The sequence below is a fragment of the Bacillus sp. SG20033 genome, assembly GCF_044570195.1.
In the GTDB taxonomy this organism is placed as follows: domain Bacteria; phylum Bacillota; class Bacilli; order Bacillales; family Bacillaceae; genus Bacillus; species Bacillus subtilis.
In genome coordinates this window covers 3,932,977-3,958,728 of record NZ_CP172606.1, presented here as the reverse complement: position 1 = coordinate 3,958,728, position 25,752 = coordinate 3,932,977, and the positions used below count along the sequence as shown (strand labels likewise).

Here is a 25,752-nt window from a genome sequence, read left to right as displayed (position 1 = left end):
AAAAAAGCCAATCCTCATCATTTGAGTGATTGGCTTTTTTCTTATCTTGGCGAATAGGACGCCATGGAATATGGATACGTATAAGCAATTTCTTCATCAAATGTAATGTAATCGAGGTAGATTGTCAGGAGCAGGTAGCGTGTTCCTGATTTCGGGTCGCTGATAATAATGTGATCCCGGCCCGCAGCTTCGATGACGCCGCGAAAAATCTTCGAGCCCCATTCCTTGCTGTTTTCAAATGTCATATAAATGGTGGCCGTTTTTCCCCGATTCAGGCGCAAAATATTCTCGATGTAAGATTCCTCAACAGGCAGCATGCCGGGAACGCTTTGGCCCGGTCCTGACGGTGTAGGCCCCGATGGAATTTGAAAACCGCCGCCCTGCTGCTGGCCCGGGAATCCAAATCCCTGCTGTCCTTGTTGTCCTTGCTGTCCCTGCTGCATTGGCATCATTGGCTGCATCCCCATTGGCTGCATTTGTGAGCCTTGGCCTTGCTGCGGGTACGGGTTGGCGCCAAACTGAGGCTGATACCCCTGCATATTATCAAATGCCTGCATTTGCTGATATTGATTTTTTTTCGGTTTCATATCGTTCCTCCTTTTTATGAAAACCATTCAAAACATGTTCTGGATGTATAGGTGAACGCTCCGCGATGACTCACCTCCGATGGAAAACGATCTTAGTCGCTGGTGCGATTTTTATCTCTTTCACCTTATGAGGCTGATGCTTGGATTATGCTGAAAAAGAACAGCGGACCGATCAGATTTCGCTCTGGGCAGCCGCTGTTTTTCATAGACATACACAAACTTTTCGCATATTGGTTTGTATCCCTAGCGCAACTTGAGCATAAGCAACATAAGATAACGATAGTTTCAGGTGTGAAGTTCCAAGAAGGAGGTGTAGGATTTGCCTAAAGTATCAGTCATTATGACGAGCTATAACAAAAGCGATTATGTGGCAAAGTCCATTTCTAGCATACTCTCACAAACGTTTTCAGATTTTGAATTGTTTATTATGGATGACAACTCCAATGAAGGGACGCTGAATGTAATCCGTCCTTTTTTGAATGATAACCGAGTGCGTTTTTATCAAAGCGATATATCTGGAGTGAAGGAAAGAACAGAAAAAACGAGATACGCGGCACTGATCAATCAGGCGATTGAGATGGCGGAGGGTGAATATATCACCTATGCGACGGATGACAACATCTATATGCCGGACCGCCTCCTGAAAATGGTGCGGGAGCTCGATACCCATCCTGAAAAGGCTGTGATTTACTCAGCCTCCAAAACCTATCATTTAAACGAGAATCGCGACATTGTAAAAGAAACTGTCAGGCCTGCCGCTCAAGTGACATGGAACGCACCGTGCGCAATTGATCATTGCTCGGTGATGCACAGGTATTCGGTGCTTGAGAAGGTAAAGGAGAAGTTTGGCTCCTATTGGGATGAAAGCCCGGCGTTTTACCGTATTGGAGATGCTCGGTTCTTTTGGAGAGTCAATCATTTTTATCCGTTTTACCCACTGGATGAGGAGCTGGACCTGAATTATATTACCGACCAATCGATTCACTTTCAGCTGTTTGAATCAGAAAAAAATGAATTTGTCAGGAACCTTCCTCCGCAGCGAAATTGCCGAGAACTGCGTGAATCATTAAAAAAGCTTGGAATGGGGTGAGAGCTTGTCGGCCTATTTAAGCAATTATTGGGTGCTGTACCGGAAGTACGTGGAGCTTTTTGACAAACTTCGCTACAAAGGGATTCCGCTTGGGCTTATCAGTAATTTTTATCAATACATCAGCCCTGAGCTGAGGGTGATGATGGAAGAAGAACCGGAATTATTCGGATCGGTGGATCAGCATATCGATGAGGGACAGATTCAGCCGTTTTTTGAAGAAAGAATCCGAAAAATCGTTAAAACAAATGTCAAACCTGTTAAAGGGAAAGTCATTTTGCACTTTGATTACCTGCGTTTTTCAAACGAAAATTACTATCAATTTGATCCTGAAAAAACGGCTGTTTTGGCCAGATGGAGTTTGCCGCATTATTGTGATCTGCCTGTAATTAGCAAGCGGGAGATTGCGGATTCATGCCAAAAAGGCGATTCGAAGCAGTATCTCGAAACAGCCTGTTCGCTTCTCGCCCCTTATGATGATCACCCGGCATTTGGTGATCAAGCGTTTCGCGACCGGCTTTTCAAAGATATTCCTTTATTTATAGAGGCCATTGATACAGTTGATGCGCTGTTTGAACAGGAAAAGATTTCAGCTGTTATTGTCGGAACGGCAGAAGACATTTACAGCAGGGTGCTCGCTCTCATGTGTCAAAGAAAAGGGGCCGTCAGCATTTGTCTTCAGCATGGCGCATTGATGGGAGATGAAGCCTTCATTCCTGTTTTTACAAGCTATCAAGCTGTTTTTGGTGCGTATGAAGCAGAGTGGTTCATACGAAAAGGCTGTAAACCCGAGCAGATTCTCGTAACGGGACATCCCCGCTTCGATCAGATTTTTAACAGAACGCCTATGGATATGTCCATATTCTATCGAAAACTTGCTTTTCAGCCGACTAAAAAAATTGTGCTCATTGCCACTCAGCCCTTTTCAGAAGACTTTTATTCCGGTGTGCTGCAGGGGCTTTCTGATCAGAAGCAGCTGCAAATCATTATCAAACCCCACCCGTGGGAAATCGGAAAAAACAAGCTTGATCTGTATCACGAGGCGGCGAAAAAACATCAAGCATGCAGAGTCATCAAAAAGGAGCTGGAGCTTTATGATTTGCTGCCGTATGTTGATGCCGCAGTGACGCAAACCTCGACAGTCGGTCTTGAAGCCATGCTGTTTCAAAAGCCTGTGCTGATAGGAAAATCGTCCGGAAATCGCTCGTATCCGTATTATGAGTCTCTTGGCGATTTTATGTTTGACCAGCCGGATGAACTGGCGCACACCTTGGTTGAGGTTCTTCGAAGTCCCGACGTGCATCAAAAAGCAGAAGAGGCGCGCCTGGCATTCATAGCGGCTAATTATCCGGTGGCAGAATCAACAAATGCTTTATTTGCGGAACTGAAAGCCAAAACAGGGGTTGATTACAGGCGGGAAGATACTGAATAAAATGATAGGAGCGCAAAGAAATGGTGCAAAAGAGAAATCATTTTCTCCCTTACTCATTGCCGTTAATCGGTAAGGAAGAAATTCAGGAGGTTACAGAAACGCTTGAATCGGGATGGCTCTCTAAAGGCCCGAAGGTTCAGCAGTTTGAAAAAGAGTTTGCCGCGTTTGTCGGGGCGAAGCACGCCGTGGCGGTGAATTCATGTACCGCAGCTTTATTTTTGGCTTTGAAAGCAAAAGGGATCGGGCCCGGGGACGAGGTCATTACCTCTCCGCTTACGTTCAGCTCGACCGCCAATACGATTATTCATACAGGAGCGACGCCTGTGTTTGCGGATATTGACGAAAACACGCTCAATATTGACCCGGTAAAGCTTGAGGCGGCCGTCACACCGCAAACGAAAGCAGTTGTGCCCGTCCACTTTGGCGGGCAGTCCTGCGATATGGATGCAATATTGGCTATTGCCCAAAATCATGGTTTATTCGTGCTGGAGGATGCGGCACATGCGGTATATACGACTTATAAGCAAAGAATGATCGGTTCTATCGGGGATGCAACGGCATTCAGCTTTTACGCCACCAAAAACCTCGCGACAGGGGAAGGCGGCATGCTGACGACTGATGATGAGGAGCTTGCCGATAAGATCCGGGTGCTAAGCCTTCACGGCATGAGTAAAGCCGCATGGAACCGTTATTCTTCAAATGGTAGCTGGTACTATGAAGTCGAATCGCCCGGCTATAAGATGAATATGTTTGATTTGCAGGCGGCCCTCGGACTTCATCAGCTGAAACGGCTGGATGATATGCAGAAACGGAGAGAAGAGATTGCCGGCCGCTATCAAATCGCTTTTCAGCAGATTCCTGGGCTGATCACGCCGTTTGTCCATGATGACGGCAGGCACGCCTGGCATCTATATGTTCTGCAAGTTGATGACAAAAAGGCCGGGGTTACGCGCAGCGAAATGATTACGGCTTTAAAGGATAAATACAATATCGGCACTAGCGTTCATTTTATTCCAGTACACATTCATCCGTATTATCAAAAGCAATTTGGATATAAGGAAGCGGACTTTCCGAATGCCATGAATTACTATAAACGAACCCTTTCTCTCCCGCTCTATCCATCAATGTCTGACGACGATGTAGATGATGTCATTGAAGCTGTGCGGGATATCGTAAAAGGGGCTGATTAAGTGTATACGGTAAAAGAAAATGTCTCCAAAGAGTTGATTGAGGAATTTCTCCAAAGCCGACAGCTTACACTGGATGTTCCGTATCAATTTTCCCTCGGCCTTTTTGAAAACAGCAGGCTCCAAGGCGTATTGCTTTACGAAGATTCTTTGTGGGAAAGCAAGGTGCTTCAGAAGAAAGTCATGAACGTCAAACTTCTTGCGGCAAATAGTACCGGGCAGCTAAAGAGGCTGTTTGAAGCTTTTTATACTGTACGCCAAATGGATGAAACGGATTTTATCTTTGTCCGCGTTCCGGCTGAAGATATCGGAGCCGCGCATGTGATACAGCAGCAGCCATCCTCTTACTTTGTCGGGAGTTTGCTGAAGCTGGCGATGCCTCCGTCTTTTTATGACAAAACACCGCCATTTTTTGAACTGGGCCCGCCTGAGCCCGGGGACACAGAAGCGATATGTGAGCTGGCCCGAGACTCGTTTACAAAAAGCAGATATTTTCAGGATCCTCATCTCAGCCGCGATGCAGCAAACAAAATATTTCAGGAGTGGACACGAAACAATCTGAATGGAAGGGCGGCGGTCAATATTGTCGCTAAACACAATGGCGAGGTCATCGGCTATCTTCAGGGCTTATCAAGAGATGATGAGTGCATTCTCGATTTGATGGCTGTAAAGCCGGGATTTGAAGGAAAACGTATTGCGTTTCATTTATTGGCGAATCTCATAGAACAACCGGAGACCCAGAAGCATAGAACGGTAACAGCGGGGACGCAGCTTCACAATGTAAGGGCGATCCGCCTTTATGAACGAATGGGCTTCACCGCTGAACAATCGTATTACTATTATCATATTTGGCCGGGCAAGGAGGCGAAATAATGGCAGCGTTTCAGATCGCGAATAAAACTGTAGGCAAAGACGCTCCTGTTTTTATTATTGCTGAGGCGGGGATTAATCATGACGGGAAGCTTGATCAGGCTTTTGCGTTGATAGACGCCGCGGCGGAAGCGGGAGCGGATGCCGTGAAATTTCAAATGTTCCAAGCTGATAGGATGTACCAGAAAGATCCTGGTTTGTACAAGACGGCAGCGGGCAAGGACGTCTCTATTTTTTCTTTGGTTCAATCTATGGAAATGCCCGCTGAGTGGATTTCACCGTTATTGGATTACTGCCGCGAAAAGCAGGTGATTTTTTTAAGTACGGTATGTGACGAGGGGTCAGCTGATCTGCTTCAGTCTACCTCGCCGAGCGCTTTTAAAATCGCATCCTATGAAATTAACCATCTCCCGCTGCTCAAATATGTCGCCCGGCTGAACAGGCCGATGATTTTCTCGACAGCCGGAGCTGAAATCTCTGATGTCCACGAAGCTTGGCGCACCATCAGGGCAGAGGGAAACAATCAAATTGCCATAATGCATTGTGTGGCGAAATACCCAGCACCGCCGGAGTACAGCAACCTCAGCGTCATTCCGATGCTTGCCGCCGCTTTTCCTGAAGCGGTCATCGGCTTCTCCGATCATAGCGAGCATCCGACAGAAGCGCCGTGTGCCGCGGTTCGGCTCGGAGCAAAACTGATAGAAAAGCATTTTACGATCGATAAAGATCTGCCGGGTGCCGACCACTCGTTTGCATTAAATCCGGATGAATTGAAAGAAATGGTCGATGGCATCAGGAAAACGGAAGCTGAGCTGAAACAGGGGATCACAAAGCCGGTCTCTGAAAAACTGCTTGGCAGTTCATACAAAACAACAACCTCCATCGAAGGAGAAATCAGAAATTTTGCATACAGAGGCATTTTTACAACAGCTCCGATTCAAAAAGGTGAAGCCTTTAGTGAAGACAATATCGCAGTGCTTCGGCCCGGACAAAAGCCGCAGGGGCTGCACCCGAGATTTTTTGAACTGCTGACCAGCGGTGTTCGGGCTGTAAGAGACATTCCAGCCGACACAGGCATTGTCTGGGATGACATTTTACTGAAGGACAGCCCGTTTCATGAATGATATTCTCTTTATCATTCAAGCAAGAATGGGTTCAACAAGGCTTCCGGGAAAAGTGCTTCGGCCGCTCGGATCGAATCGTTTACTTGATATTCTCGTTCACCGTGTCCGGCAAAGCGCGTTTTACCAAAAGGATCGGGATAATCTTGTCATCGCCACGTCTGACAAAGAAACTGACGACATATTAGAGGCGCACTGTATCAAACAAGGCTTTCGTGTTTTCCGCGGGAGCGAAGAACGTGTCCTCGATAGGTTTGTGAAGGTCATAGAAGCTGTTAAACCGTCAGTCATCATCCGGTTAACGGGTGATAATCCGTTTGTCGATCCTGAGCTGCTCGATGTAATGATTAAGGCGCATTTTGATCAAGGATCGGATTATACGTATATCCTGAATGCGCCATTAGGGATTTGCGGCGAAGTGGTCAACGCCAACCTGTTAATTGACATCAGCCGTATTCAGAATATGGAGGATCAATATCAGGAGCATGTCACGTTATATATAAGGAATCATCCAGCTCTTTATCGTGTTCAGTTTTTAGAGGCGCCGGAACGATTTCGCGCCCCTCAATATCGGCTGACCATTGATACAAAGGAAGACTATGAATCGATAAAGGCCCTCTATCAAAAAGCAGGCGAGCGCCCCGATGTATCCGCCTCAGAGCTTATCACCCTTCTGAACCGGAATCCCGATGCGGCAACCGAACGAGAGGCTGACTAGCCATGCATGTTGGGATCTTCGCAGACGGCGGCTATGAAAAGGGAATGGGCCATGTTGTCCGGATGAAGAGACTTGCGGAGGGGCTCAAACAGCGATGCTTGATTACGTTTTATACGAATCAGGAGTCTGAAGCGTTTCTTCATGAAGAGCATTGGCGTGTCATCGTAAAGCCGGAGCTGCAGCAGCACGAATTTATTCTCCGGGAAATAAAAAGCAAGAAGCTTGATTTGCTTTTGTTTGATATTCTAGGCGCGCCTGCAGAGCTGTTAAAGAAAATAAAGACGGAGACAGATGCGAAAATTGTTCTTTTTGAAGAGAAAAACGGTAAATCGATTCAATATAGTGACGCAGTCATTAACGGAATTTACGGTGACATCAGAGGCAGGGTGTACATTCAGGGAAACACACGCATCTATGAAGGTCCGGACTATCTTATTCTTCACCCCGCCTTTCAGGCCGCAAGAGAGGATTACACACTTAAGAAAGACTGCCGCAATATCCTTGTTGCATTAGGAGGAAGTGATCCGAAGCAGCTTATTTTTAAAGTGCTGGCTGCCGCTGATCAAGTCCCCGACATAAAAGACAAAAACATAATGTTTGTGATGGGGAGCGCTTCACCGCATCAAGAGGCAGTCCGAAAGCGGATCGAAAAGAAGCCGCAGTACAAGATGATCGAACAGACAAATGATATGGCAGGTTTGATGAAACAAGCGGACGCAGCCATTGTCGCCGGCGGCATCTCTCTATATGAAGCCATTTGCATCGGCGTGCCGTGCCTTGTTCTTTCTCAGGTTGAGCATCAAACGGCTACAGCCAAAACATTTGCTGACCAAGGCGCCGCTCTTGATCTTGGCTTAGGTGAGCTTGTACCGGATGAAACACTCATCTATCAGATGTCGCGCATTATGAGCAGCTATCCTCTTCGCCTTTCTTTGCATAAGGGAGGAAGGCCGCTCGTGGATGGCAAAGGCATTATGCGGGTAACAGCTATTCTTCAAGATTTATATGAACAAAAGATATAAAAATGCATGTAAGGAAGTGTTAATGTGAAAGGTGTTATTTTAGCCGGAGGAAACGGCTCACGCCTTATGCCCTTAACGAAAGCCGTCAACAAGCATTTGCTTCCTGTAGGCCCGTATCCGATGATATACTGGTCGATTATGAAGCTGGAGGAAGCCGGAATAAAAGACATTTTACTCATCAGCCAAAAGGAGCATATGCCGCAATTTTACAAACTGCTTGGGAACGGGGAAGAGCTTGGCGTTACTATCACTTATCAAGTACAGCCGGCAGCATCGGGCATTTCGGATGGGCTGTCTTATGCAAAGCGCTTTACGAAAAAAGAGTCTTTCATTTTATTATTAGGTGATAATATATTTGAAGATTCATTAAAGCCTTATACAGAACGCTTTGAACAGCAGGGGAAAGGAGCAAAAGTGCTTCTGAAAGAAGTTGATGACCCGGAACGTTTCGGGATTGCTGAGATTGATGAGAAAAACAAGCGGATTCGTTCCATCATCGAAAAGCCCGAACAGCCACCGACCAACCTTTGTGTTACCGGCATTTATATGTATGATGCAGAGGTGTTTTCATATATTGAACAAATATCACCATCAAAGCGCGGCGAGCTGGAAATCACCGATGTGAATAATCTATACATCGAAAACAGCCAGCTTACGTATGATGTGTTATCAGGCTGGTGGGTAGATGCCGGAACTCACGAATCGCTTTATCTCGCTTCCCAGCTTGTACACCAGGCTCTACGGAAAGGACAGGACGAAAAGTGATGGCAAAATCATATTTAATTACAGGCGGGGCCGGCTTCATCGGGCTCACGTTTACAAAGCTCATGCTGAGGGAAACGGATGCGCGCATTACCGTTTTAGATAAACTGACGTACGCCAGCCACCCGGAGGAAATGGAAAAATTACAGCAAAACAGCCGTTTTCGCTTTGTAAAAGGGGACATCAGCGTTCAGGAGGATATCGACCGCGCGTTTGATGAGACCTACGATGGCGTCATTCACTTCGCAGCAGAATCGCATGTGGACAGAAGCATTTCCCAAGCGGAGCCGTTTATCACCACAAATGTCATGGGGACATACCGATTGGCGGAAGCGGTCTTGAAAGGAAAAGCCAAGAAGCTGATTCATATTTCAACAGATGAGGTATACGGGGATTTAAAAGCGGATGATCCCGCGTTTACAGAAACGACGCCGCTTTCTCCTAATAACCCATACTCAGCCAGCAAAGCAAGCTCAGATTTGCTCGTGTTGTCTTATGTGAAAACCCACAAGCTTCCGGCCATCATTACACGATGCAGCAACAATTACGGACCTTATCAGCACAGCGAAAAAATGATTCCGACGATTATCCGTCATGCGAAGCAGGGCCTGCCTGTTCCGCTGTATGGCGATGGACTCCAGATCCGAGACTGGCTGTTTGCGGAGGATCATTGCCGCGCGATCAAGCTGATTTTAGAAAAAGGGACCGACGGCGAGGTGTATAACATCGGCGGCGGAAATGAACGCACGAATAAAGAGCTGGCGAGTGCCATTTTGAAGCATCTGGGCTGTGAGGAATTGTTCGCCCACGTGGAAGACCGAAAAGGGCATGACCGGCGCTATGCGATCAATGCATCAAAGCTGAAAAATGAACTGGGCTGGCGGCAGGAAGTGACGTTTGAAGAAGGCATTGCGCGTACGATTCAGTGGTATACAGACAATGACCGATGAGAAGGTGATCTGATTGACAAAGGTATTGGTAACTGGGGCGGGAGGACAGCTTGGCTTGGAACTATGCCGCCAGCTGAAGCAAGCCGGATATGAGGTCATTGCGTTAACAAAGAAGATGATGAACATTGCTGACCAGCGCTCAGTACGGCATTCGTTTGGCCATTATCAGCCGGATATCGTGGTCAATAGCGCCGCGTTTACGTCGGTTGATCAATGCGAGAAAGAGCTTGATAAAGCGTACTTGATTAACGGAATCGGCGCTTATTATACAGCGCTTGAGTCAACCCGCATCGGAGCTCAATATGTTCATATCAGCACGGACTATGTATTCAATGGGAAAGGAACCCAGCCATATAGGGAAGACGATCCCCTCGATCCGAAAACCATTTATGGCAAAAGCAAAAGGCTCGGAGAAGAACTGATACGATTAACGACAAAAGACAGCACGATCATCAGAACATCGTGGGTGTACGGACATGGCGGCAGTAATTTCGTTGAAACCATGCTGAAGCTTGCTGAAACGAAACAAGAGCTTCGGGTTGTCAGCGATCAAATTGGTTCGCCGACTTATACGAAGGATTTAGCAGAAGCGGTCATCAAGCTGTTCAGCCATCCGCCGGGCATCTATCATGTCAGCAATTCAGGCATATGCAGCTGGTATGAGTTTGCGACGGCAATTATGGAAGAAAGCGGGCTGGAAACAGCCATTTTGCCTGTAACGACAGAGGAATACGGGAACAAAACGCCCCGCCCGGCATACTCTGTGCTGAGCCATCGGGCTATTGAAGAAGCCGGCATCCGCCCCCGCCACTGGCGGGAAGCGTTACGAGAGTATTTGCAGGAAAGGAGCAGTGCGTGTGATTGATGGAGTCAAGGTGAAAAAATTGATGAAGCATAGCGATGACAGAGGCTTTTTTGCTGAGCTGGTCCGGGACGATGAGAATCTCCTTGAGCATTTTGGGCAGGCCTCTTGGTCGAAAAGCTATCCGGGTGTGATTAAGGCATTTCATTATCATGAGAAGCAGGATGATCTCTGGTTCTTCCCAACCGGCCACGCTCAGGTTGTCCTATACGATCTTCGAGAGGATTCAAAGACAAAAGGAGAAACGGACGTCTATTATATGGGCGAAGACAACCCGATGCTGTTATTAATCCCAAAAGGGGTGGCTCACGGATATAGAGTGCTGGGAGAGACGCCGCTGACAATTATCTATTTTACCACCATGTCGTATAACCCGGATCAGCCTGATGAAAAAAGAATTCCGTGGAATGATGAGACGATCGGTTTTAACTGGAACACTGAATTCAGATAAAAATAGGAACGTGATCAATCGAAGAGCAGAGGCATCTTCGACTTTTTTTTGCCCTTTTTTAAAATAGGATAAAAGATAGAAAATGTCAGGCGGATGTTACTAGAAAAAGAGAGGGAAATCGTCCATTTGAACCTTGTATAAACAGGAAGGAATTCTCATTGAATTCCAAGTGTTAATATTCCTTAAAAAACATTTACTTCCATGGAAAATGATGATAGATTAATTTTTAAGAAAAAGAACTGGTAATTCGCGAATTATGAAAAAGCGCTTTTTCTGCAGAGGACGCTCTGGCCAAATTTCAACAATCAATTAGGGGGAAATGTCATGCTAAAAAGAACTTCATTCGTATCTTCATTATTCATCAGTTCAGCTGTTTTACTATCAATCTTACTTCCTTCGGGCCAAGCTCATGCACAGTCTGCATCAATCGAGGCAAAAACAGTTAACAGCACGAAAGAGTGGACCATTTCTGATATTGAAGTGACATATAAACCAAATGCGGTGCTTTCTCTTGGAGCGGTAGAATTTCAATTTCCTGACGGGTTTCATGCTACGACAAGAGATTCAGTGAATGGAAGAACACTGAAAGAAACACAGATTTTAAACGATGGAAAAACAGTCAGACTCCCGCTTACGCTTGATTTGTTAGGCGCATCCGAATTTGACCTCGTCATGGTGCGCAAAACTCTTCCTCGCGCAGGCACTTACACGATTAAAGGCGATGTAGTAAACGGTTTGGGAATCGGCAGTTTTTATGCTGAAACGCAGCTGGTGATTGATCCCCGTTAATCGATAGATTTGTAGTCAGAGACTGAGATGTTTTCAGTCTCTTTTTTTGTGGATTCAAAAGCTGGTACGGATCTTGCATGATGATAAGGGTGAATCCAATGCAGAAAGGAATTGGCGGGCTGATTTTTTTAAAGCGCTTACATTACAGCCGGCCAAAAAAACAATGAGGTGAAAAAGATGTCAGCAAAGCAAGTCTCGAAAGATGAAGAAAAAGAAGCTCTTAACTTATTTCTGTCTACCCAAACAATCATTAAGGAAGCCCTTCGGAAGCTGGGTTATCCGGGAGATATGTATGAACTCATGAAAGAGCCGCAGAGAATGCTCACTGTCCGCATTCCGGTCAAAATGGACAATGGGAGCGTCAAAGTGTTCACAGGCTACCGGTCACAGCACAATGATGCTGTCGGTCCGACAAAGGGGGGCGTTCGCTTCCATCCAGAAGTTAATGAAGAGGAAGTAAAGGCATTATCCATTTGGATGACGCTCAAATGCGGGATTGCCAATCTTCCTTACGGCGGCGGGAAGGGCGGTATTATTTGTGATCCGCGGACAATGTCATTTGGAGAACTGGAAAGGCTGAGCAGGGGGTATGTCCGTGCCATCAGCCAGATCGTCGGTCCGACAAAGGATATTCCAGCTCCCGATGTGTACACCAATTCGCAGATTATGGCGTGGATGATGGATGAGTACAGCCGGTTGCGGGAATTCGATTCTCCGGGCTTTATTACAGGTAAACCGCTTGTTTTGGGAGGATCGCAAGGACGGGAAACGGCGACGGCACAGGGCGTCACGATTTGTATTGAAGAGGCGGTGAAGAAAAAAGGGATCAAGCTGCAAAACGCGCGCATCATCATACAGGGCTTTGGAAACGCGGGTAGCTTCCTGGCTAAATTCATGCACGATGCGGGCGCGAAGGTGATCGGGATTTCTGATGCCAATGGCGGGCTCTACAACCCAGACGGCCTTGATATCCCTTATTTGCTCGATAAACGGGACAGCTTCGGTATGGTCACCAATTTATTTACTGACGTCATCACAAATGAGGAGCTGCTTGAAAAGGATTGCGATATTTTAGTGCCTGCCGCGATCTCCAATCAAATCACAGCCAAAAACGCACATAACATTCAGGCGTCAATCGTCGTTGAAGCGGCGAACGGACCGACAACCATTGATGCCACTAAGATCCTGAATGAAAGAGGCGTGCTGCTTGTGCCGGATATCCTGGCGAGTGCCGGCGGCGTCACGGTTTCTTATTTTGAATGGGTGCAAAACAACCAAGGATATTATTGGTCAGAAGAAGAGGTTGCAGAAAAACTGAGAAACGTCATGGTCAGCTCGTTCGAAACAATTTATCAGACAGCGGCAACACATAAAGTGGATATGCGTTTGGCGGCTTACATGACGGGCATCAGAAAATCGGCAGAAGCATCGCGTTTCCGCGGATGGGTGTAATTTGAGAAGCCTCCGCAAAATCATTTTGCATTTGTTTTTTGCGTAAAGAGCAAAAATCGCAAAATAAATTTGCGTTCAAGATTGGAAAAAGAGAAAGGTGATCACCTGTTAGACAAATTTCTGTTCGATTCAACAAGTTTTTTCAGCAAAAGACAAGAAAATGGCATGATTCTTGCATTTTTATTCATATGCGAAGATATATTTCATAACACGAGGAGGACTACATATGACAGTCACATACGCACACGAACCATTTACCGATTTTACGGAAGCAAAGAATAAAACTGCATTTGGGGAGTCACTGGCCTTTGTAAACACTCAGCTCGGCAAGCATTATCCGCTTGTCATAAATGGAGAAAAAATTGAAACGGACCGCAAAATCATTTCCATTAACCCGGCAAATAAAGAAGAGATCATTGGGTACGCGTCTACAGCGGATCAAGAGCTTGCTGAAAAAGCGATGCAAGCCGCATTGCAGGCATTTGATTCCTGGAAAAAACAAAGACCGGAGCACCGCGCGAATATTCTCTTTAAGGCAGCGGCTATTTTGCGCAGAAGAAAGCATGAATTTTCAAGCTATCTTGTGAAGGAAGCGGGAAAACCGTGGAAGGAAGCAGATGCGGACACGGCTGAAGCGATAGACTTTTTAGAGTTCTACGCGCGCCAAATGTTAAAGCTCAAGGAAGGGGCTCCGGTGAAGAGCCGTGCTGGCGAGTTCAATCAATATCATTACGAAGCGCTTGGCGTCGGCATCGTCATTTCTCCATTTAACTTCCCGCTCGCGATTATGGCGGGAACAGCGGCGGCAGCGATTGTGACAGGAAATACGATTCTCTTAAAACCGGCTGACGCAGCCCCGGTAGTGGCAGCAAAATTTGTCGAGGTCATGGAGAAAGCGGGTCTGCCAAACGGCGTTCTGAATTACATTCCGGGAGATGGAGCGGAGATCGGTGACTTCTTAGTTGAGCATCCGAAAACACGGTTTGTCTCATTTACAGGTTCCCGTGCAGTCGGCTGCCGGATTTATGAGCGAGCCGCCAAAGTGCAGCCGGGCCAAAAATGGCTCAAACGGGTAATTGCTGAGATGGGCGGAAAAGACACAGTGCTTGTTGACAAGGACGCTGATCTTGACCTTGCTGCATCCTCTATCGTGTATTCAGCATTTGGATATTCTGGACAGAAGTGTTCTGCGGGCTCCCGCGCGGTCATTCATCAGGATGTTTATGATGAAGTGGTGGAAAAAGCTGTGGCGCTGACCAAAACGCTGACTGTCGGCAATCCAGAAGATCCTGATACGTATATGGGTCCCGTGATTCATGAAGCATCCTACAACAAAGTGATGAAATACATTGAAATCGGCAAATCTGAAGGCAAGCTATTGGCCGGCGGAGAAGGCGATGATTCAAAAGGCTACTTTATTCAGCCGACGATCTTTGCAGATGTTGATGAAAACGCCCGCTTGATGCAGGAAGAAATTTTCGGCCCAATTGTTGCGATTTGCAAAGCGCGTGATTTCGATCATATGCTGGAGATTGCCAATAACACGGAATACGGATTAACAGGTGCGCTTCTGACGAAAAACCGTGCGCACATTGAACGGGCGCGCGAGGATTTCCATGTCGGAAACCTATATTTTAACAGAGGATGTACCGGAGCAATTGTCGGCTATCAGCCGTTCGGCGGTTTTAATATGTCAGGAACAGACTCAAAAGCAGGCGGTCCCGATTACTTAATTCTTCATATGCAAGCCAAAACAACGTCCGAAGCTTTTTGATTTGAGAGAAATAAAATCGTGCGATTCTTTAGCGGATCGCACGATTTCAACTTTTTGATCAGGAGGACAATTTATGCAGTATACAAAAATCAGTCACATGAATCCGGCTGAAAGAGTGGAGGCGCTGACAGCATCTCTGGTCAGCCTCAGCAGTGTGAACGGCACCGTTGGAGAAGGGACAAAAGCAGATTTCATCAAAGAAGTGATCACGAGCTATCCTTATTTTCAGGAAAACCCCAGTCATGTGTGGGAACAGGCCATTCCCAATGACCCATACAATCGCAAAAATATTTTTGCGTTTATTAAAGGACATGGAGAAAGCCGTAATACAGTCATTTACCATGCCCATCTGGATACAGTTGGAATTGAAGATTTCGGCCCTTTAAAGGATATCGCTTTTGATTGTGAGAAATTGGCCGAGTATTTCAGCCGCTATGAGTTCGATCAGGATGTTCAGCGGGATGCCAAATCAGGCGATTGGATGTTCGGAAGAGGATCTGTCGATATGCAAAGCGGCATCGCCGTGCATTTAGCCAATCTCCTGCATTTTTCGGAGAACCTTGAGACGTTGCCGGGAAATGTATTGTTTATGGCCAATCCCGATGAGGAGAGCCAGCATTCGGGCATTCTTGCCAGCATTTCAGAGCTGAACCGGCTAAAAAAAGAAAAACAGCTTCACTATTTGGCTGCTATTAATACGGATTTTATTACCCCGCTTTACGATGGTGATCAGACAAGATATATCTATACCGGAGCCGCGGGAAAACTGCTGCCTTGCTTTTACATTTACGGGCGTGAAGTCCATGTTGGCGATACACTGGCAGGAATTGACCCAAATTTAATTTCATCTGAAATCACAAGCCGTCTCCACAATAACATCCATCTGGCAGAAAAGGTTGAAGGGGAGTTGGTTCTGCCCCCATCCTGTTTGTATCAGCGTGATAACAAGGAATCCTATAATGTGCAAACTGCTGTCAGCACCAGCTTGTACTTCAATTGTTTTATTTATGAAAGAACAGCAAAAGAAATGATGGATTTGCTTATTGAAGTCACTGAGGAAGCATGCCGAGAGACAGAACAAAAATTATCAGATTATTATGAAGAATATGTAAAAAGAGCCAACCTGCCAAAGAAACATTTATCATGGGGCATTCAAGTGTATAGCCTGGAGCAATACTTAGAAAAGCTGAGAAACCGGGGGATAGATCCCGAGCAGTGTATCGAGCAGACATTCAAAGCCAACGAGCACCTTGAACTTCGCATGAGATGCTTTCAGGCAATCGAAGAGCTTCAAAAGCTTGACCCCGATCAAGGCGCAAAAGTCATTCTATTTTACGCACCTCCTTACCTGCCGCATAACTATTTGAAAGAAGATAGCGCAAGAGATCAGCTTTTGCAGCATGTGATTAAAGAAGCGGCTGACAAAACCGCTGAATCGACAGGCGAAACATTTGTCTTCAAAAAGTTTTTCCCCTACTTGGCAGACGGCAGTTTTTTATCACTGCACGAAACCGATGGCGAAATTGATTCTTTTATCAGGAACTTCCCTGGGTGGAATATGATTGGGACCATTCCGTTCAAAGACATACGCAAGCTGAATATTCCATCCATTAATATGGGCGTGTACGGAAAAGACGGCCATAAATGGACAGAACGAGTCTATAAACCGTACACATTTCATGTATTGCCTCTCCTCATACAGCAAACCACCGTTCATCTTTTGCAAAGCTACCGGATGACCATCACGGCAAAAGAACCAAAGGGGGAAGGATGATGCAGAATCATAAAAATGAATTGCAGCGCAGCATGAAAAGCAGGCATTTGTTTATGATTGCTTTGGGAGGGGTGATTGGAACTGGGCTGTTTCTAGGCTCTGGCTTTACCATTAGCCAGGCGGGACCGCTCGGCGCCATTGCCGCTTATATCATCGGCGGATTTTTAATGTATCTCGTCATGCTTTGTTTAGGAGAATTGGCTGTTGCTATGCCGGTGGCCGGATCGTTTCAGGCCTACGCCACTAAATTTCTGGGTCCGTCGACAGGCTTTATGATTGGCTGGCTGTATTGGTTCAGCTGGGCCAATACAGTAGGGTTAGAGCTGACGTCAGCAGGCATTTTGATGCAAAGGTGGCTGCCCTCCGTTCCGATCTGGATATGGTGCCTCGTGTTCGGCATCGTCATCTTTTTGATTAATGCGCTCTCTGTCAGAAGCTTTGCAGAAATGGAATTTTGGTTTTCAAGCATCAAAGTGGCGGCGATCATATTATTTATTGTGATTGGCGGAGCCGCTGTGTTTGGCTTGATTGACTTTAAAGGCGGACAGGAGACACCCTTTTTGTCTAACTTTATGACTGATAGAGGGCTTTTCCCTAATGGGGTGCTGGCCGTTATGTTTACGCTGGTCATGGTGAACTTCTCGTTCCAGGGAACGGAGCTTGTCGGCATTGCGGCAGGGGAAAGTGAAAGCCCGGAAAAAACACTGCCAAAGTCCATTCGAAATGTCATTTGGCGCACGCTGTTTTTCTTTGTGCTCGCTATGTTCGTCTTGGTTGCCATCCTTCCGTACAAAACGGCGGGGGTGATTGAAAGCCCATTTGTAGCGGTACTCGATCAAATCGGCATCCCATTTTCGGCAGATATCATGAACTTTGTCATCTTAACAGCCATTTTATCTGTTGCTAATTCGGGGTTGTATGCGGCGTCGCGTATGATGTGGTCACTTTCATCAAATCAAATGGGTCCATCCTTTCTCACCAGACTGACAAAAAAAGGCGTGCCGATGAATGCCCTGCTGATTACGCTAGGCATTTCAGGCTGTTCGCTGCTGACAAGTGTCATGGCCGCAGAAACAGTGTATTTATGGTGTATCTCAATCTCGGGCATGGTGACAGTTGTCGCGTGGATGTCCATTTGTGCGTCGCAATTTTTCTTTCGCAGACGTTTCCTTGCTGAAGGCGGAAATGTGAATGATCTGGAGTTCAGAACGCCGCTTTATCCGCTAGTCCCGATTCTCGGATTTTGTTTATATGGCTGCGTGTTGATCAGCCTTATTTTCATTCCGGATCAAAGAATTGGCTTATACTGCGGTGTGCCGATCATTATTTTCTGCTATGCATACTATCATCTAAGCATCAAAAAGCGTATAAATCATGAACCGATTGAAAAAGAGCAGACAGAGGCGCAATAGAAAAAGCTCTCCGGGAGGCCGGAGAGCTTTTTTTACGCATTACATCCTCATGTATTTTTAGAATGAAATATAGAAATATATAATGGGATTTAAATGAAAATAATAAAACTTATAAATATTTCGTTCGAATTGTAAATAGTGAAAAAACAATGCTAAACTATAATACAACTTTATGATAAGAAGATTATGGAAGAGGTGTTTGAGAAAGAATGAACAGCAATCAAAACAATGACATCAAAACAAAACATCATTTTCCGTTATTGTTGGCACTGGCTTTAACGATGGGGGTATTTGCAGCCGGATCTGAAGAGCTTGTGATCTCACCGCTGCTGCCGGATTTAGCAAAAGCCTTCAACTCAGATGTCAGCGTCCTTGCGTTATCTATTAGTATTTATGGCGTTATGATTTTTATCGGTGCGCCGCTTTTGGTTCCATTAGGCGATAAATACTCCAGAGAACTGAGCTTATTGGCCGGGCTTATGATTTTTATCATAGGAACGGTGATATGCGCTTTAGCTCAAAATATTTTTTTCTTCTTTTTAGGCCGGGCGCTTTCGGGATTGGCTGCGGGAGCGTTTGTTCCGACCGCTTACGCAGTTGTCGGTGATCGTGTTCCTTATACATACAGGGGCAAGGTGATGGGACTGATCGTTTCAAGCTGGTCGCTGGCGCTGATTTTCGGAGTGCCGCTCGGATCATTTATCGGCGACGTCCTGCATTGGAGATGGACGTTTTGGATTTTCGCCTTGATGGGCGTTTTAGTTGTCCTGCTGATTCTCCTTGAAATGCGCCGCCATGCCCAACATAAAAACAGCGGCAAGGAAGAAATAGAAGAGCCGGCAGGAACATTCCGGGATGCGCTGAAAGTCCCTCGTGTACCTGTTTATATCACGATAACCTTTTGTAATATGATTGGTTTTTACGGTATGTATTCCTTTTTAGGCACCTATCTTCAGGACGTTTTTACCGGAGGAAACACGGCTGCGGGCTTATTTATCATGATTTATGGAATCGGGTTTTCCATGAGTGTGATTACAGGAAAGATAGCCGACCGCATCGGAAAAATGCGCTCCCTTTTGATTGCGCTGGGGGTCATCAGCGTTCTGCTGGCGTGTTTACCATATGCGCCGGCGTCTATGTTTCTGTTAATCGCCAGCCTATTTATTTGGGGATTAATGCAAAGTTTGACGGTGACGCTGCTCAGCACAATTTTGAGTGACTGCTCAGAGCGTCACCGCGGAAAAGTCATGGTGTTTTACAGCCTCGCCTCGAATCTGGCCGTGACATTAGGTTCTGCTTTAATGGGACCCGTATATGTGGCATACGGCTATGCAGCTGTCGGATTGATTTGCGCCGCCATCACAGTCCTCGGATTTGTGCTCAGTGTATTCGCATATAAAAAGTACGGCAAACTTGAGCAGAAGGCCGATCAGTCCTTATCTCAATAAACAAAGTTTCTAAATTCCTATAATTAAAAACCCTTTTTAAAGGGTTTTTTTGTTTGTATGGGAATAATTATCAATATTTTCAAAAAACATTGACAGTTCAATTTCAGCTGGATAAAATTTACTTAAAATTTTAAAAGATTGGTTGGTGCTCATGATTATATTGGATAATAGCATTCAGACAAAAAAAAGAACTGATTCACTATCCAAACTCATTACAGTCAACACGCTCGGCCCTGAGGGGACAAGCAGTGAGTACGCAGCAAAGCATTTCATTTCCAATTTTACTCTTCTACAAGGGCTGAACAGTAAATTGTCCTTGCATGATACTTTTGAATCGTGCATCGAAAGGACACTCCAAAGCCCGCTGGAATATACCATCGTCCCACATGCTTACGATGGCATTAAGCATTTCTACATGAGGCCGGATTTGCAGCTATTGCAGATCTTCAGGTGCGATACACCGATGTACGGCCTGGCTGTTCGTCCTGATTTTGAATTCAGAGACGATATGCTTGATACATCTGTTATTGTTTCACATCCTTCACCTATTAATTTAATAAAATATTTTACCCGCAAAGATGTTCGTTTCAAACTAGTCAATTCAACCAGTCAAGCCGCAAGAAAAGTAAAAGAAGGTTTGTATGACATTGCCTTAACCAATGAGCTTGCACGGCAAAAGTACGGGCTAACCTTTGTAAAAACATTCAAAAGCATTCCAATGAGCTGGTCATTATTTGGAAAAGGAGACGTTGATGATGAAAACTAAAGAAGATATGCAGGAGCTTTATTTCCCGACCCCGAAATTAATTGAATGGGAAAACGGAGTGAGGCAGTATTCAACCGTACGAGGGGATACTGAAGTATTAATGTCTTACGTCCCGCCGCATACCAATGTTGAACCCCATCAGCATAAGGAGGTCCAAATCGGCATGGTCGTTTCTGGCGAGCTGATGATGACTGTCGGAGATGTGACAAGAAAAATGACAGCCTTGGAATCTGCCTATATCGCGCCGCCGCATGTGCCTCACGGGGCAAGAAACGACACAGACCAAGAAGTGATTGCTATTGATATCAAGCGGCTGAAAGCTGATGAAACATATACAAGTCCTGAGGACTACTTTTTGGATATTTTCAAAACAAGAGACCTGTTGCCAGGCATGGAAGTCACGTTCTTTGTTGAGGATTGGGTAGAAATTATGCTTGCCAAAATCCCTGGAAATGGCGGAGAAATGCCTTTCCATAAACATCGGAATGAACAAATCGGCATCTGCATCGGCGGCGGCTATGACATGACGGTCGAAGGCTGCACAGTCGAGATGAAATTCGGCACAGCCTATTTCTGTGAGCCTCGTGAAGATCACGGTGCCATCAACCGTTCGGAAAAAGAATCAAAATCGATTAATATCTTCTTCCCGCCGCGCTACAACAGAGCAAAAGCAAAAAAAATGAAGGCGGATGAATGATCATGAACCTCACCGATAAAACCGTCCTCATAACAGGAGGCGCATCAGGCATTGGTTATGCTGCGGTTCAGACTTTTTTGGGCCAGCAGGCCAATGTGGTTGTGGCGGATATTGACGAAGCGCAGGGAGAAGCAATGGTACGAAAAGAAAATAATGACAGGCTGCACTTTGTGCAAACGGACATCACAGACGAAGCTGCCTGCCAGCACGCAGTTGAATCGGCGGTTCATACATTTGGCGGGCTCGATGTCTTGATTAATAATGCAGGCATCGAAATCGTGGCGCCTATTCACGAGATGGAGCTCAGAGATTGGAACAAGGTGCTGCAAGTCAATTTGACCGGCACGTTTTTAATGAGCAAACATGCACTCAAGCATATGCTGGCCGCCGGCAAGGGCAACATCATTAATACGTGCTCTGTCGGCGGACTCGTGGCATGGCCTGATATTCCTGCCTATAACGCCAGCAAAGGCGGGGTTTTGCAGCTGACTAAATCAATGGCCGTTGATTATGCGAAGCATCAAATTCGCGTGAACTGCGTATGCCCAGGGATCATCGACACACCGCTGAATGAAAAATCATTCCTTGAAAATAATGAAGGCACACTTGAAGAGATCAAAAAAGAAAAGGCGAAGGTAAATCCGCTGCTGAGGCTTGGGAAACCTGAAGAAATCGCAAACGTGATGCTGTTTTTAGCCTCGGATTTATCAAGCTATATGACCGGAAGCGCCATCACCGCAGACGGAGGATACACCGCACAATAGAGAAGGAGTGTTTTACATATGGAGAGAAAAACAGTATTGGTCATCGCTGATCTTGGAGGCTGCCCGCCGCACATGTTTTATAAAAGCGCTGCTGAAAAATATAACCTGGTCAGCTTTATTCCAAGACCTTTTGCAATTACAGCCTCCCATGCAGCATTGATTGAAAAATACTCGGTCGCGGTCATAAAAGATAAAGACTATTTTAAGAGTTTAGCTGATTTTGAGCATCCTGATTCCATTTATTGGGCGCATGAGGATCATGACAAGCCTGAGGAAGAGGTCGTCGAGCAAATCGTCAAGGTTGCCGAAATGTTTGGGGCGGATGCCATCACAACAAACAATGAATTATTCATTGCTCCGATGGCGAAAGCCTGTGAACGTCTGGGCCTGAGAGGTGCCGGCGTGCAGGCAGCCGAAAATGCCAGAGATAAAAATAAAATGAGGGACGCTTTTAATAAGGCCGGAGTCAAATCGATCAAAAACAAACGAGTCACAACTCTTGAAGATTTCCGTGCTGCTCTTGAAGAGATCGGCACACCTCTTATCTTAAAGCCTACATACTTAGCGAGTTCAATCGGTGTAACGCTGATTACGGACACTGAGACGGCAGAAGATGAATTTAACAGAGTCAATGACTATCTGAAATCAATTAACGTGCCAAAGGCGGTTACGTTTGAAGCGCCGTTTATCGCTGAAGAATTTTTACAGGGTGAGTACGGAGACTGGTATCAAACAGAAGGGTACTCCGACTATATCAGTATAGAAGGCATCATGGCTGACGGTGAGTATTTCCCGATCGCCATTCATGATAAAACGCCGCAAATCGGGTTTACAGAGACATCCCACATTACGCCGTCCATTCTGGATGAAGAGGCAAAAAAGAAAATTGTCGAAGCTGCCAAAAAGGCAAATGAAGGTCTTGGCCTGCAAAATTGCGCAACACATACAGAGATCAAGCTAATGAAAAACAGAGAACCGGGTTTAATTGAATCGGCAGCCAGATTCGCCGGCTGGAATATGATTCCTAACATTAAAAAGGTTTTCGGCCTTGATATGGCGCAATTATTATTAGATGTCCTCTGTTTCGGAAAAGACGCCGATCTGCCTGACGGATTATTGGATCAAGAGCCTTACTATGTCGCCGACTGCCATTTGTACCCGCAGCATTTCAAACAAAATGGCCAGATTCCAGAAACTGCTGAGGATTTGGTCATTGAAGCGATCGATCTGCCTGACGGGCTTTTAAAAGGGGATACTGAAATCGTTTCTTTTTCGGCCGCAGCACCAGGCACTTCAGTTGATTTGACATTGTTTGAAGCTTTCAATTCCATTGCTGCATTTGAACTGAAAGGCAGTAATTCACAGGATGTGGCTGAATCAATCAGACAAATTCAGCAGCATGCAAAGCTGACGGCAAAGTATGTGCTGCCAGTATGAAACAGCTGAAACCCAACTCTAAATACTTGCTTTATGGGCAGGCGCTATCGTTCATGGGAGACTATTGTGTTCTCCCTGCCCTGCTCATTTTGTCTACATATTATCACGATTATTGGGTGACGTCCGGGGTCATCGTGGTCAGAAGCATTCCGATGGTGTTTCAGCCGTTTTTGGGGGTTCTGGTCGACCGGTTAGACAGAATTAAGATCATGCTATGGACGGATATCATCAGAGGCATCATCTTTTTGGGGCTCACATTTCTTCCAAAAGGCGAGTATCCGCTGATTTTTCTGGCCCTGCTGTTTATTTCTTATGGAAGCGGCGTGTTTTTTAATCCCGCCCGTCTCGCTGTCATGTCGTCCTTGGAATCAGATATTAAAAGCATCAACACGTTATTTGCAAAAGCGACAACCATCTCCATTATCGTCGGGGCGGCTGCCGGAGGGCTCTTTCTGTTAGGTGGATCTGTAGAGCTGGCTGTTGCCTTTAACGGTGTGACATACCTGGTTTCGGCATTTTTTATCAGCCGTATCAAGCTACAATTTGTGCCGATTCAATCTGAAAACATTAAAGAGGCCTTTCAGTCTTTTAAGGAAGGACTCAAGGAAATCAAAACCAATGCATTCGTATTAAACGCCATGTTTACGATGATTACAATGGCTTTGCTGTGGGGAGTTGTGTACAGCTATTTTCCGATTGTCAGCCGCTTTCTGGGTGACGGGGAAATCGGCAACTTTATTCTCACGTTCTGCATCGGCTTCGGCGGCTTTATCGGAGCGGTGCTTGTCAGCAAATGGGGCTTTAACAACAATAGAGGCCTGACGTACTTTACCGTTTTATCCATTGTCTCACTGGCGCTGTTTTTATTCACGCCGATTTTCGCTGTTTCTGTCATCGCGGCGATCCTCTTTTTCATCGCGATGGAATACGGGGAAGTGCTTGCAAAAGTGAAGGTTCAGGAAAATGCGGCAAACCAGATTCAAGGGCGCATTTTTTCAGTGGCCGAAGCGTCTATCGGATTATGCATTTCTATTGGTTCAATGTTCATTAACATCCTAAGCGCTCCGGTCATTATGGGGCTGATTGTCGTGATCGTATGCGGTTTGTTTCTGCATACGAAGCTCGTCAACAAATCGTTTTTGGAACGGGATAACAAAACGGAGCAAAAAGGAGTCTTTTAGATGGAAATAACACCGTCCGATGTCATCAAGACACTTCCAAGGCAGGAGTTTTCTCTCGTTTTTCAAAAGGTAAAGGAAATGGAAAAAACGGGAGCCCATATCATTAATCTCGGACAGGGGAACCCTGACCTTCCCACTCCGCCGCATATTGTGGAGGCTTTGCGGGAGGCTTCTCTGAATCCTTCGTTTCATGGATACGGCCCTTTCAGGGGCTATCCTTTTTTAAAGGAAGCGATCGCTGCTTTCTATAAAAGGGAATACGGAGTGACAATCAATCCTGAAACGGAAGTCGCGCTTTTCGGAGGCGGGAAAGCCGGATTGTATGTGCTGACACAATGCCTGCTCAATCCGGGAGACATCGCTTTAGTCCCGAATCCAGGCTATCCTGAATATTTATCAGGGATTACGATGGCGCGAGCTGAGCTTTACGAAATGCCGCTGTATGAAGAAAATGGCTATCTGCCGGATTTTGAAAAGATTGATCCAGCCGTGCTGGAAAAAGCGAAGCTTATGTTTTTAAACTACCCGAACAACCCCACTGGAGCTGTGGCTGATGCGGCTTTTTATGCAAGAGCTGCTGCTTTTGCGAAAGAGCATAACATCCATTTGATTCATGATTTTGCATACGGAGCGTTTGAATTCGATCAAAAACCGGCCAGTTTTCTTGAGGCAGAGGATGCCAAAATTGTCGGAGCAGAGCTTTATTCATTTTCAAAAACATTTAACATGGCCGGCTGGAGAATGGCGTTTGCGGTTGGGAACGAAAAGATCATTCAGGCCGTCAATGAATTTCAGGATCATGTATTTGTCGGCATGTTCGGCGGGCTGCAGCAGGCAGCGAGTGCGGCGCTTTCTGGAGATCCGGAGCATACGGAATCGTTGAAACGAATTTATAAGGAACGAATTGACTTTTTTACGGCGCTTTGCGAAAAGGAATTGGGCTGGAAGATGGAAAAGCCAAAAGGAACCTTTTACGTATGGGCTGAAATTCCGAATACGTTTGAGACATCTCACCAATTTTCCGATTACTTGCTGGAGCATGCCCATGTCGTAGTCACACCGGGCGAAATTTTTGGAAGCAACGGAAAAAGGCATGTCAGAATCTCAATGGTGTCGAAGCAGGAGGATCTGCGGGAATTTGTCACGCGGATTCAAAAGCTGAACCTGCCGTTCGGGTCATTACAAGAAACATCCCGCTAAAAAGCGGGA

At 45.9% G+C, this 25,752-nt stretch carries 24 protein-coding genes; 23 read left to right on the top strand and 1 reads right to left on the bottom strand.

Translation table 11 applies throughout. The features are described 5' to 3' along the window. Positions 1–41: 41 nt before the first annotated feature. Positions 42–587 (bottom strand): spore coat protein GerQ, encoded by a 546-nt coding sequence (gerQ, locus tag ACFVP7_RS20790; RefSeq protein WP_014481253.1) that lies wholly within the window; start codon positions 585–587, stop codon positions 42–44. A 319-nt stretch (positions 588–906) separates the two neighbouring features. On the opposite strand from gerQ, the gene spsA reads away from it, so the two are divergent. From spsA to bacF, 23 genes are all read left to right on the top strand, one after another. Beyond that, on the top strand, positions 907–1,677 hold the full coding sequence (gene spsA, locus ACFVP7_RS20785) for a spore coat dTDP-glycosyltransferase SpsA (protein ID WP_141949277.1): 771 nt from the start codon (positions 907–909) through the stop codon (positions 1,675–1,677). A 4-nt stretch (positions 1,678–1,681) separates the two neighbouring features. Further along, positions 1,682–3,106, top strand: coding sequence for a CDP-glycerol glycerophosphotransferase family protein (locus ACFVP7_RS20780; RefSeq protein WP_396582824.1), 1,425 nt, complete (start codon positions 1,682–1,684; stop codon positions 3,104–3,106). A 20-nt stretch (positions 3,107–3,126) separates the two neighbouring features. After that, on the top strand, positions 3,127–4,296 hold the full coding sequence (locus tag ACFVP7_RS20775; RefSeq protein WP_336804656.1) for a DegT/DnrJ/EryC1/StrS family aminotransferase: 1,170 nt from the start codon (positions 3,127–3,129) through the stop codon (positions 4,294–4,296). Continuing rightward, entirely contained in the window at positions 4,297–5,166 is an 870-nt protein-coding gene (locus ACFVP7_RS20770; RefSeq protein WP_014481248.1) for a GNAT family N-acetyltransferase, read from the top strand. It begins immediately after the preceding gene. After that, the gene (locus ACFVP7_RS20765; RefSeq protein WP_087614782.1) at positions 5,166–6,287 is read left to right on the top strand and encodes an N-acetylneuraminate synthase family protein; all 1,122 of its coding nucleotides are present in this window, start codon (positions 5,166–5,168) and stop codon (positions 6,285–6,287) included. The genes ACFVP7_RS20770 and ACFVP7_RS20765 overlap by 1 nt, the downstream gene beginning before the upstream one ends. After that, positions 6,280–7,002: a glycosyltransferase family protein gene (locus ACFVP7_RS20760; protein ID WP_014481245.1), complete on the top strand. Its 723-nt coding sequence runs from the start codon at positions 6,280–6,282 to the stop codon at positions 7,000–7,002. Before ACFVP7_RS20765 ends, ACFVP7_RS20760 begins: the two co-directional genes overlap by 8 nt. 2 nt (positions 7,003–7,004) lie before the next feature. Next, the gene (locus ACFVP7_RS20755) at positions 7,005–8,024 is read left to right on the top strand and encodes a PseG/SpsG family protein (protein WP_396582821.1); all 1,020 of its coding nucleotides are present in this window, start codon (positions 7,005–7,007) and stop codon (positions 8,022–8,024) included. Positions 8,025–8,048: 24 nt separating this feature from the next. Then, on the top strand, positions 8,049–8,789 hold the full coding sequence (locus ACFVP7_RS20750; protein ID WP_014478328.1) for a sugar phosphate nucleotidyltransferase: 741 nt from the start codon (positions 8,049–8,051) through the stop codon (positions 8,787–8,789). Next, on the top strand, positions 8,789–9,736 hold the full coding sequence (gene rfbB, locus ACFVP7_RS20745) for a dTDP-glucose 4,6-dehydratase (protein WP_029726219.1): 948 nt from the start codon (positions 8,789–8,791) through the stop codon (positions 9,734–9,736). The genes ACFVP7_RS20750 and rfbB overlap by 1 nt, the downstream gene beginning before the upstream one ends. A 13-nt stretch (positions 9,737–9,749) precedes the next feature. After that, on the top strand, positions 9,750–10,601 hold the full coding sequence (gene rfbD / locus ACFVP7_RS20740; protein WP_015250965.1) for a dTDP-4-dehydrorhamnose reductase: 852 nt from the start codon (positions 9,750–9,752) through the stop codon (positions 10,599–10,601). Then, positions 10,594–11,049 carry a dTDP-4-dehydrorhamnose 3,5-epimerase family protein gene (locus ACFVP7_RS20735; RefSeq protein WP_014481242.1) on the top strand — a complete coding sequence of 152 codons (456 nt, stop codon included), beginning with the start codon at positions 10,594–10,596 and terminating at the stop codon, positions 11,047–11,049. Before rfbD ends, ACFVP7_RS20735 begins: the two co-directional genes overlap by 8 nt. Before the next feature lie 324 nt (positions 11,050–11,373). After that, positions 11,374–11,838 (top strand): biofilm surface layer hydrophobin BslB, encoded by a 465-nt coding sequence (gene bslB, locus ACFVP7_RS20730; protein WP_003242493.1) that lies wholly within the window; start codon positions 11,374–11,376, stop codon positions 11,836–11,838. Between the two features lie 177 nt (positions 11,839–12,015). Beyond that, positions 12,016–13,290, top strand: a complete 1,275-nt coding sequence (gene rocG / locus ACFVP7_RS20725; RefSeq protein ID WP_015250966.1) for a glutamate dehydrogenase — start codon at positions 12,016–12,018, stop codon at positions 13,288–13,290. A 226-nt stretch (positions 13,291–13,516) separates the two neighbouring features. Next, positions 13,517–15,064: an L-glutamate gamma-semialdehyde dehydrogenase gene (gene pruA, locus ACFVP7_RS20720; protein WP_396582818.1), complete on the top strand. Its 1,548-nt coding sequence runs from the start codon at positions 13,517–13,519 to the stop codon at positions 15,062–15,064. Between the two features lie 73 nt (positions 15,065–15,137). Then, the gene (locus ACFVP7_RS20715; protein ID WP_396582816.1) at positions 15,138–16,838 is read left to right on the top strand and encodes a M20 family metallopeptidase; all 1,701 of its coding nucleotides are present in this window, start codon (positions 15,138–15,140) and stop codon (positions 16,836–16,838) included. After that, the gene (locus ACFVP7_RS20710; RefSeq protein WP_029318679.1) at positions 16,838–18,250 is read left to right on the top strand and encodes an amino acid permease; all 1,413 of its coding nucleotides are present in this window, start codon (positions 16,838–16,840) and stop codon (positions 18,248–18,250) included. The genes ACFVP7_RS20715 and ACFVP7_RS20710 overlap by 1 nt, the downstream gene beginning before the upstream one ends. A gap of 209 nt (positions 18,251–18,459) precedes the next feature. Further along, on the top strand, positions 18,460–19,698 hold the full coding sequence (locus tag ACFVP7_RS20705; RefSeq protein WP_396582814.1) for an MFS transporter: 1,239 nt from the start codon (positions 18,460–18,462) through the stop codon (positions 19,696–19,698). A gap of 151 nt (positions 19,699–19,849) precedes the next feature. After that, positions 19,850–20,464, top strand: coding sequence for a prephenate decarboxylase (bacA, locus tag ACFVP7_RS20700; RefSeq protein WP_009968341.1), 615 nt, complete (start codon positions 19,850–19,852; stop codon positions 20,462–20,464). Then, a complete protein-coding gene (bacB, locus tag ACFVP7_RS20695) occupies positions 20,454–21,161 on the top strand; it encodes a 3-((4R)-4-hydroxycyclohexa-1,5-dien-1-yl)-2-oxopropanoate isomerase (protein ID WP_003244300.1) in 708 nt (235 codons plus the stop codon). Before bacA ends, bacB begins: the two co-directional genes overlap by 11 nt. Positions 21,162–21,163: 2 nt before the next feature. Continuing rightward, a complete protein-coding gene (bacC, locus tag ACFVP7_RS20690) occupies positions 21,164–21,925 on the top strand; it encodes a dihydroanticapsin 7-dehydrogenase (protein WP_213407861.1) in 762 nt (253 codons plus the stop codon). 18 nt (positions 21,926–21,943) lie between these two features. Beyond that, positions 21,944–23,362 (top strand): alanine--anticapsin ligase, encoded by a 1,419-nt coding sequence (bacD, locus tag ACFVP7_RS20685; protein ID WP_024571622.1) that lies wholly within the window; start codon positions 21,944–21,946, stop codon positions 23,360–23,362. After that, complete coding sequence (bacE, locus tag ACFVP7_RS20680; protein ID WP_029726226.1) at positions 23,359–24,543, top strand: bacilysin exporter BacE; 1,185 nt, start codon at positions 23,359–23,361, stop codon at positions 24,541–24,543. The genes bacD and bacE overlap by 4 nt, the downstream gene beginning before the upstream one ends. Then, complete coding sequence (bacF, locus tag ACFVP7_RS20675) at positions 24,544–25,743, top strand: transaminase BacF (RefSeq protein ID WP_032722710.1); 1,200 nt, start codon at positions 24,544–24,546, stop codon at positions 25,741–25,743. Positions 25,744–25,752: the final 9 nt, after the last annotated feature.

Coding starts and splice junctions, on each gene's coding strand:
- ACFVP7_RS20775 (WP_336804656.1), top strand. CDS start 3,127: ATGGTGCAAAAGAGAAATCATTTTCTCCCTTACTCATTGCCGTTAATC.
- bacD (WP_024571622.1), top strand. CDS start 21,944: ATGGAGAGAAAAACAGTATTGGTCATCGCTGATCTTGGAGGCTGCCCG.
- ACFVP7_RS20760 (WP_014481245.1), top strand. CDS start 6,280: ATGAATGATATTCTCTTTATCATTCAAGCAAGAATGGGTTCAACAAGG.
- rfbB (WP_029726219.1), top strand. CDS start 8,789: ATGGCAAAATCATATTTAATTACAGGCGGGGCCGGCTTCATCGGGCTC.
- ACFVP7_RS20715 (WP_396582816.1), top strand. CDS start 15,138: ATGCAGTATACAAAAATCAGTCACATGAATCCGGCTGAAAGAGTGGAG.
- ACFVP7_RS20765 (WP_087614782.1), top strand. CDS start 5,166: ATGGCAGCGTTTCAGATCGCGAATAAAACTGTAGGCAAAGACGCTCCT.
- bacA (WP_009968341.1), top strand. CDS start 19,850: ATGATTATATTGGATAATAGCATTCAGACAAAAAAAAGAACTGATTCA.
- gerQ (WP_014481253.1), bottom strand. CDS start 587: ATGAAACCGAAAAAAAATCAATATCAGCAAATGCAGGCATTTGATAAT.
- bacB (WP_003244300.1), top strand. CDS start 20,454: ATGAAAACTAAAGAAGATATGCAGGAGCTTTATTTCCCGACCCCGAAA.
- ACFVP7_RS20705 (WP_396582814.1), top strand. CDS start 18,460: ATGAACAGCAATCAAAACAATGACATCAAAACAAAACATCATTTTCCG.
- bslB (WP_003242493.1), top strand. CDS start 11,374: ATGCTAAAAAGAACTTCATTCGTATCTTCATTATTCATCAGTTCAGCT.
- bacF (WP_032722710.1), top strand. CDS start 24,544: ATGGAAATAACACCGTCCGATGTCATCAAGACACTTCCAAGGCAGGAG.
- ACFVP7_RS20710 (WP_029318679.1), top strand. CDS start 16,838: ATGCAGAATCATAAAAATGAATTGCAGCGCAGCATGAAAAGCAGGCAT.
- ACFVP7_RS20755 (WP_396582821.1), top strand. CDS start 7,005: ATGCATGTTGGGATCTTCGCAGACGGCGGCTATGAAAAGGGAATGGGC.
- bacC (WP_213407861.1), top strand. CDS start 21,164: ATGAACCTCACCGATAAAACCGTCCTCATAACAGGAGGCGCATCAGGC.
- pruA (WP_396582818.1), top strand. CDS start 13,517: ATGACAGTCACATACGCACACGAACCATTTACCGATTTTACGGAAGCA.
- bacE (WP_029726226.1), top strand. CDS start 23,359: ATGAAACAGCTGAAACCCAACTCTAAATACTTGCTTTATGGGCAGGCG.
- rocG (WP_015250966.1), top strand. CDS start 12,016: ATGTCAGCAAAGCAAGTCTCGAAAGATGAAGAAAAAGAAGCTCTTAAC.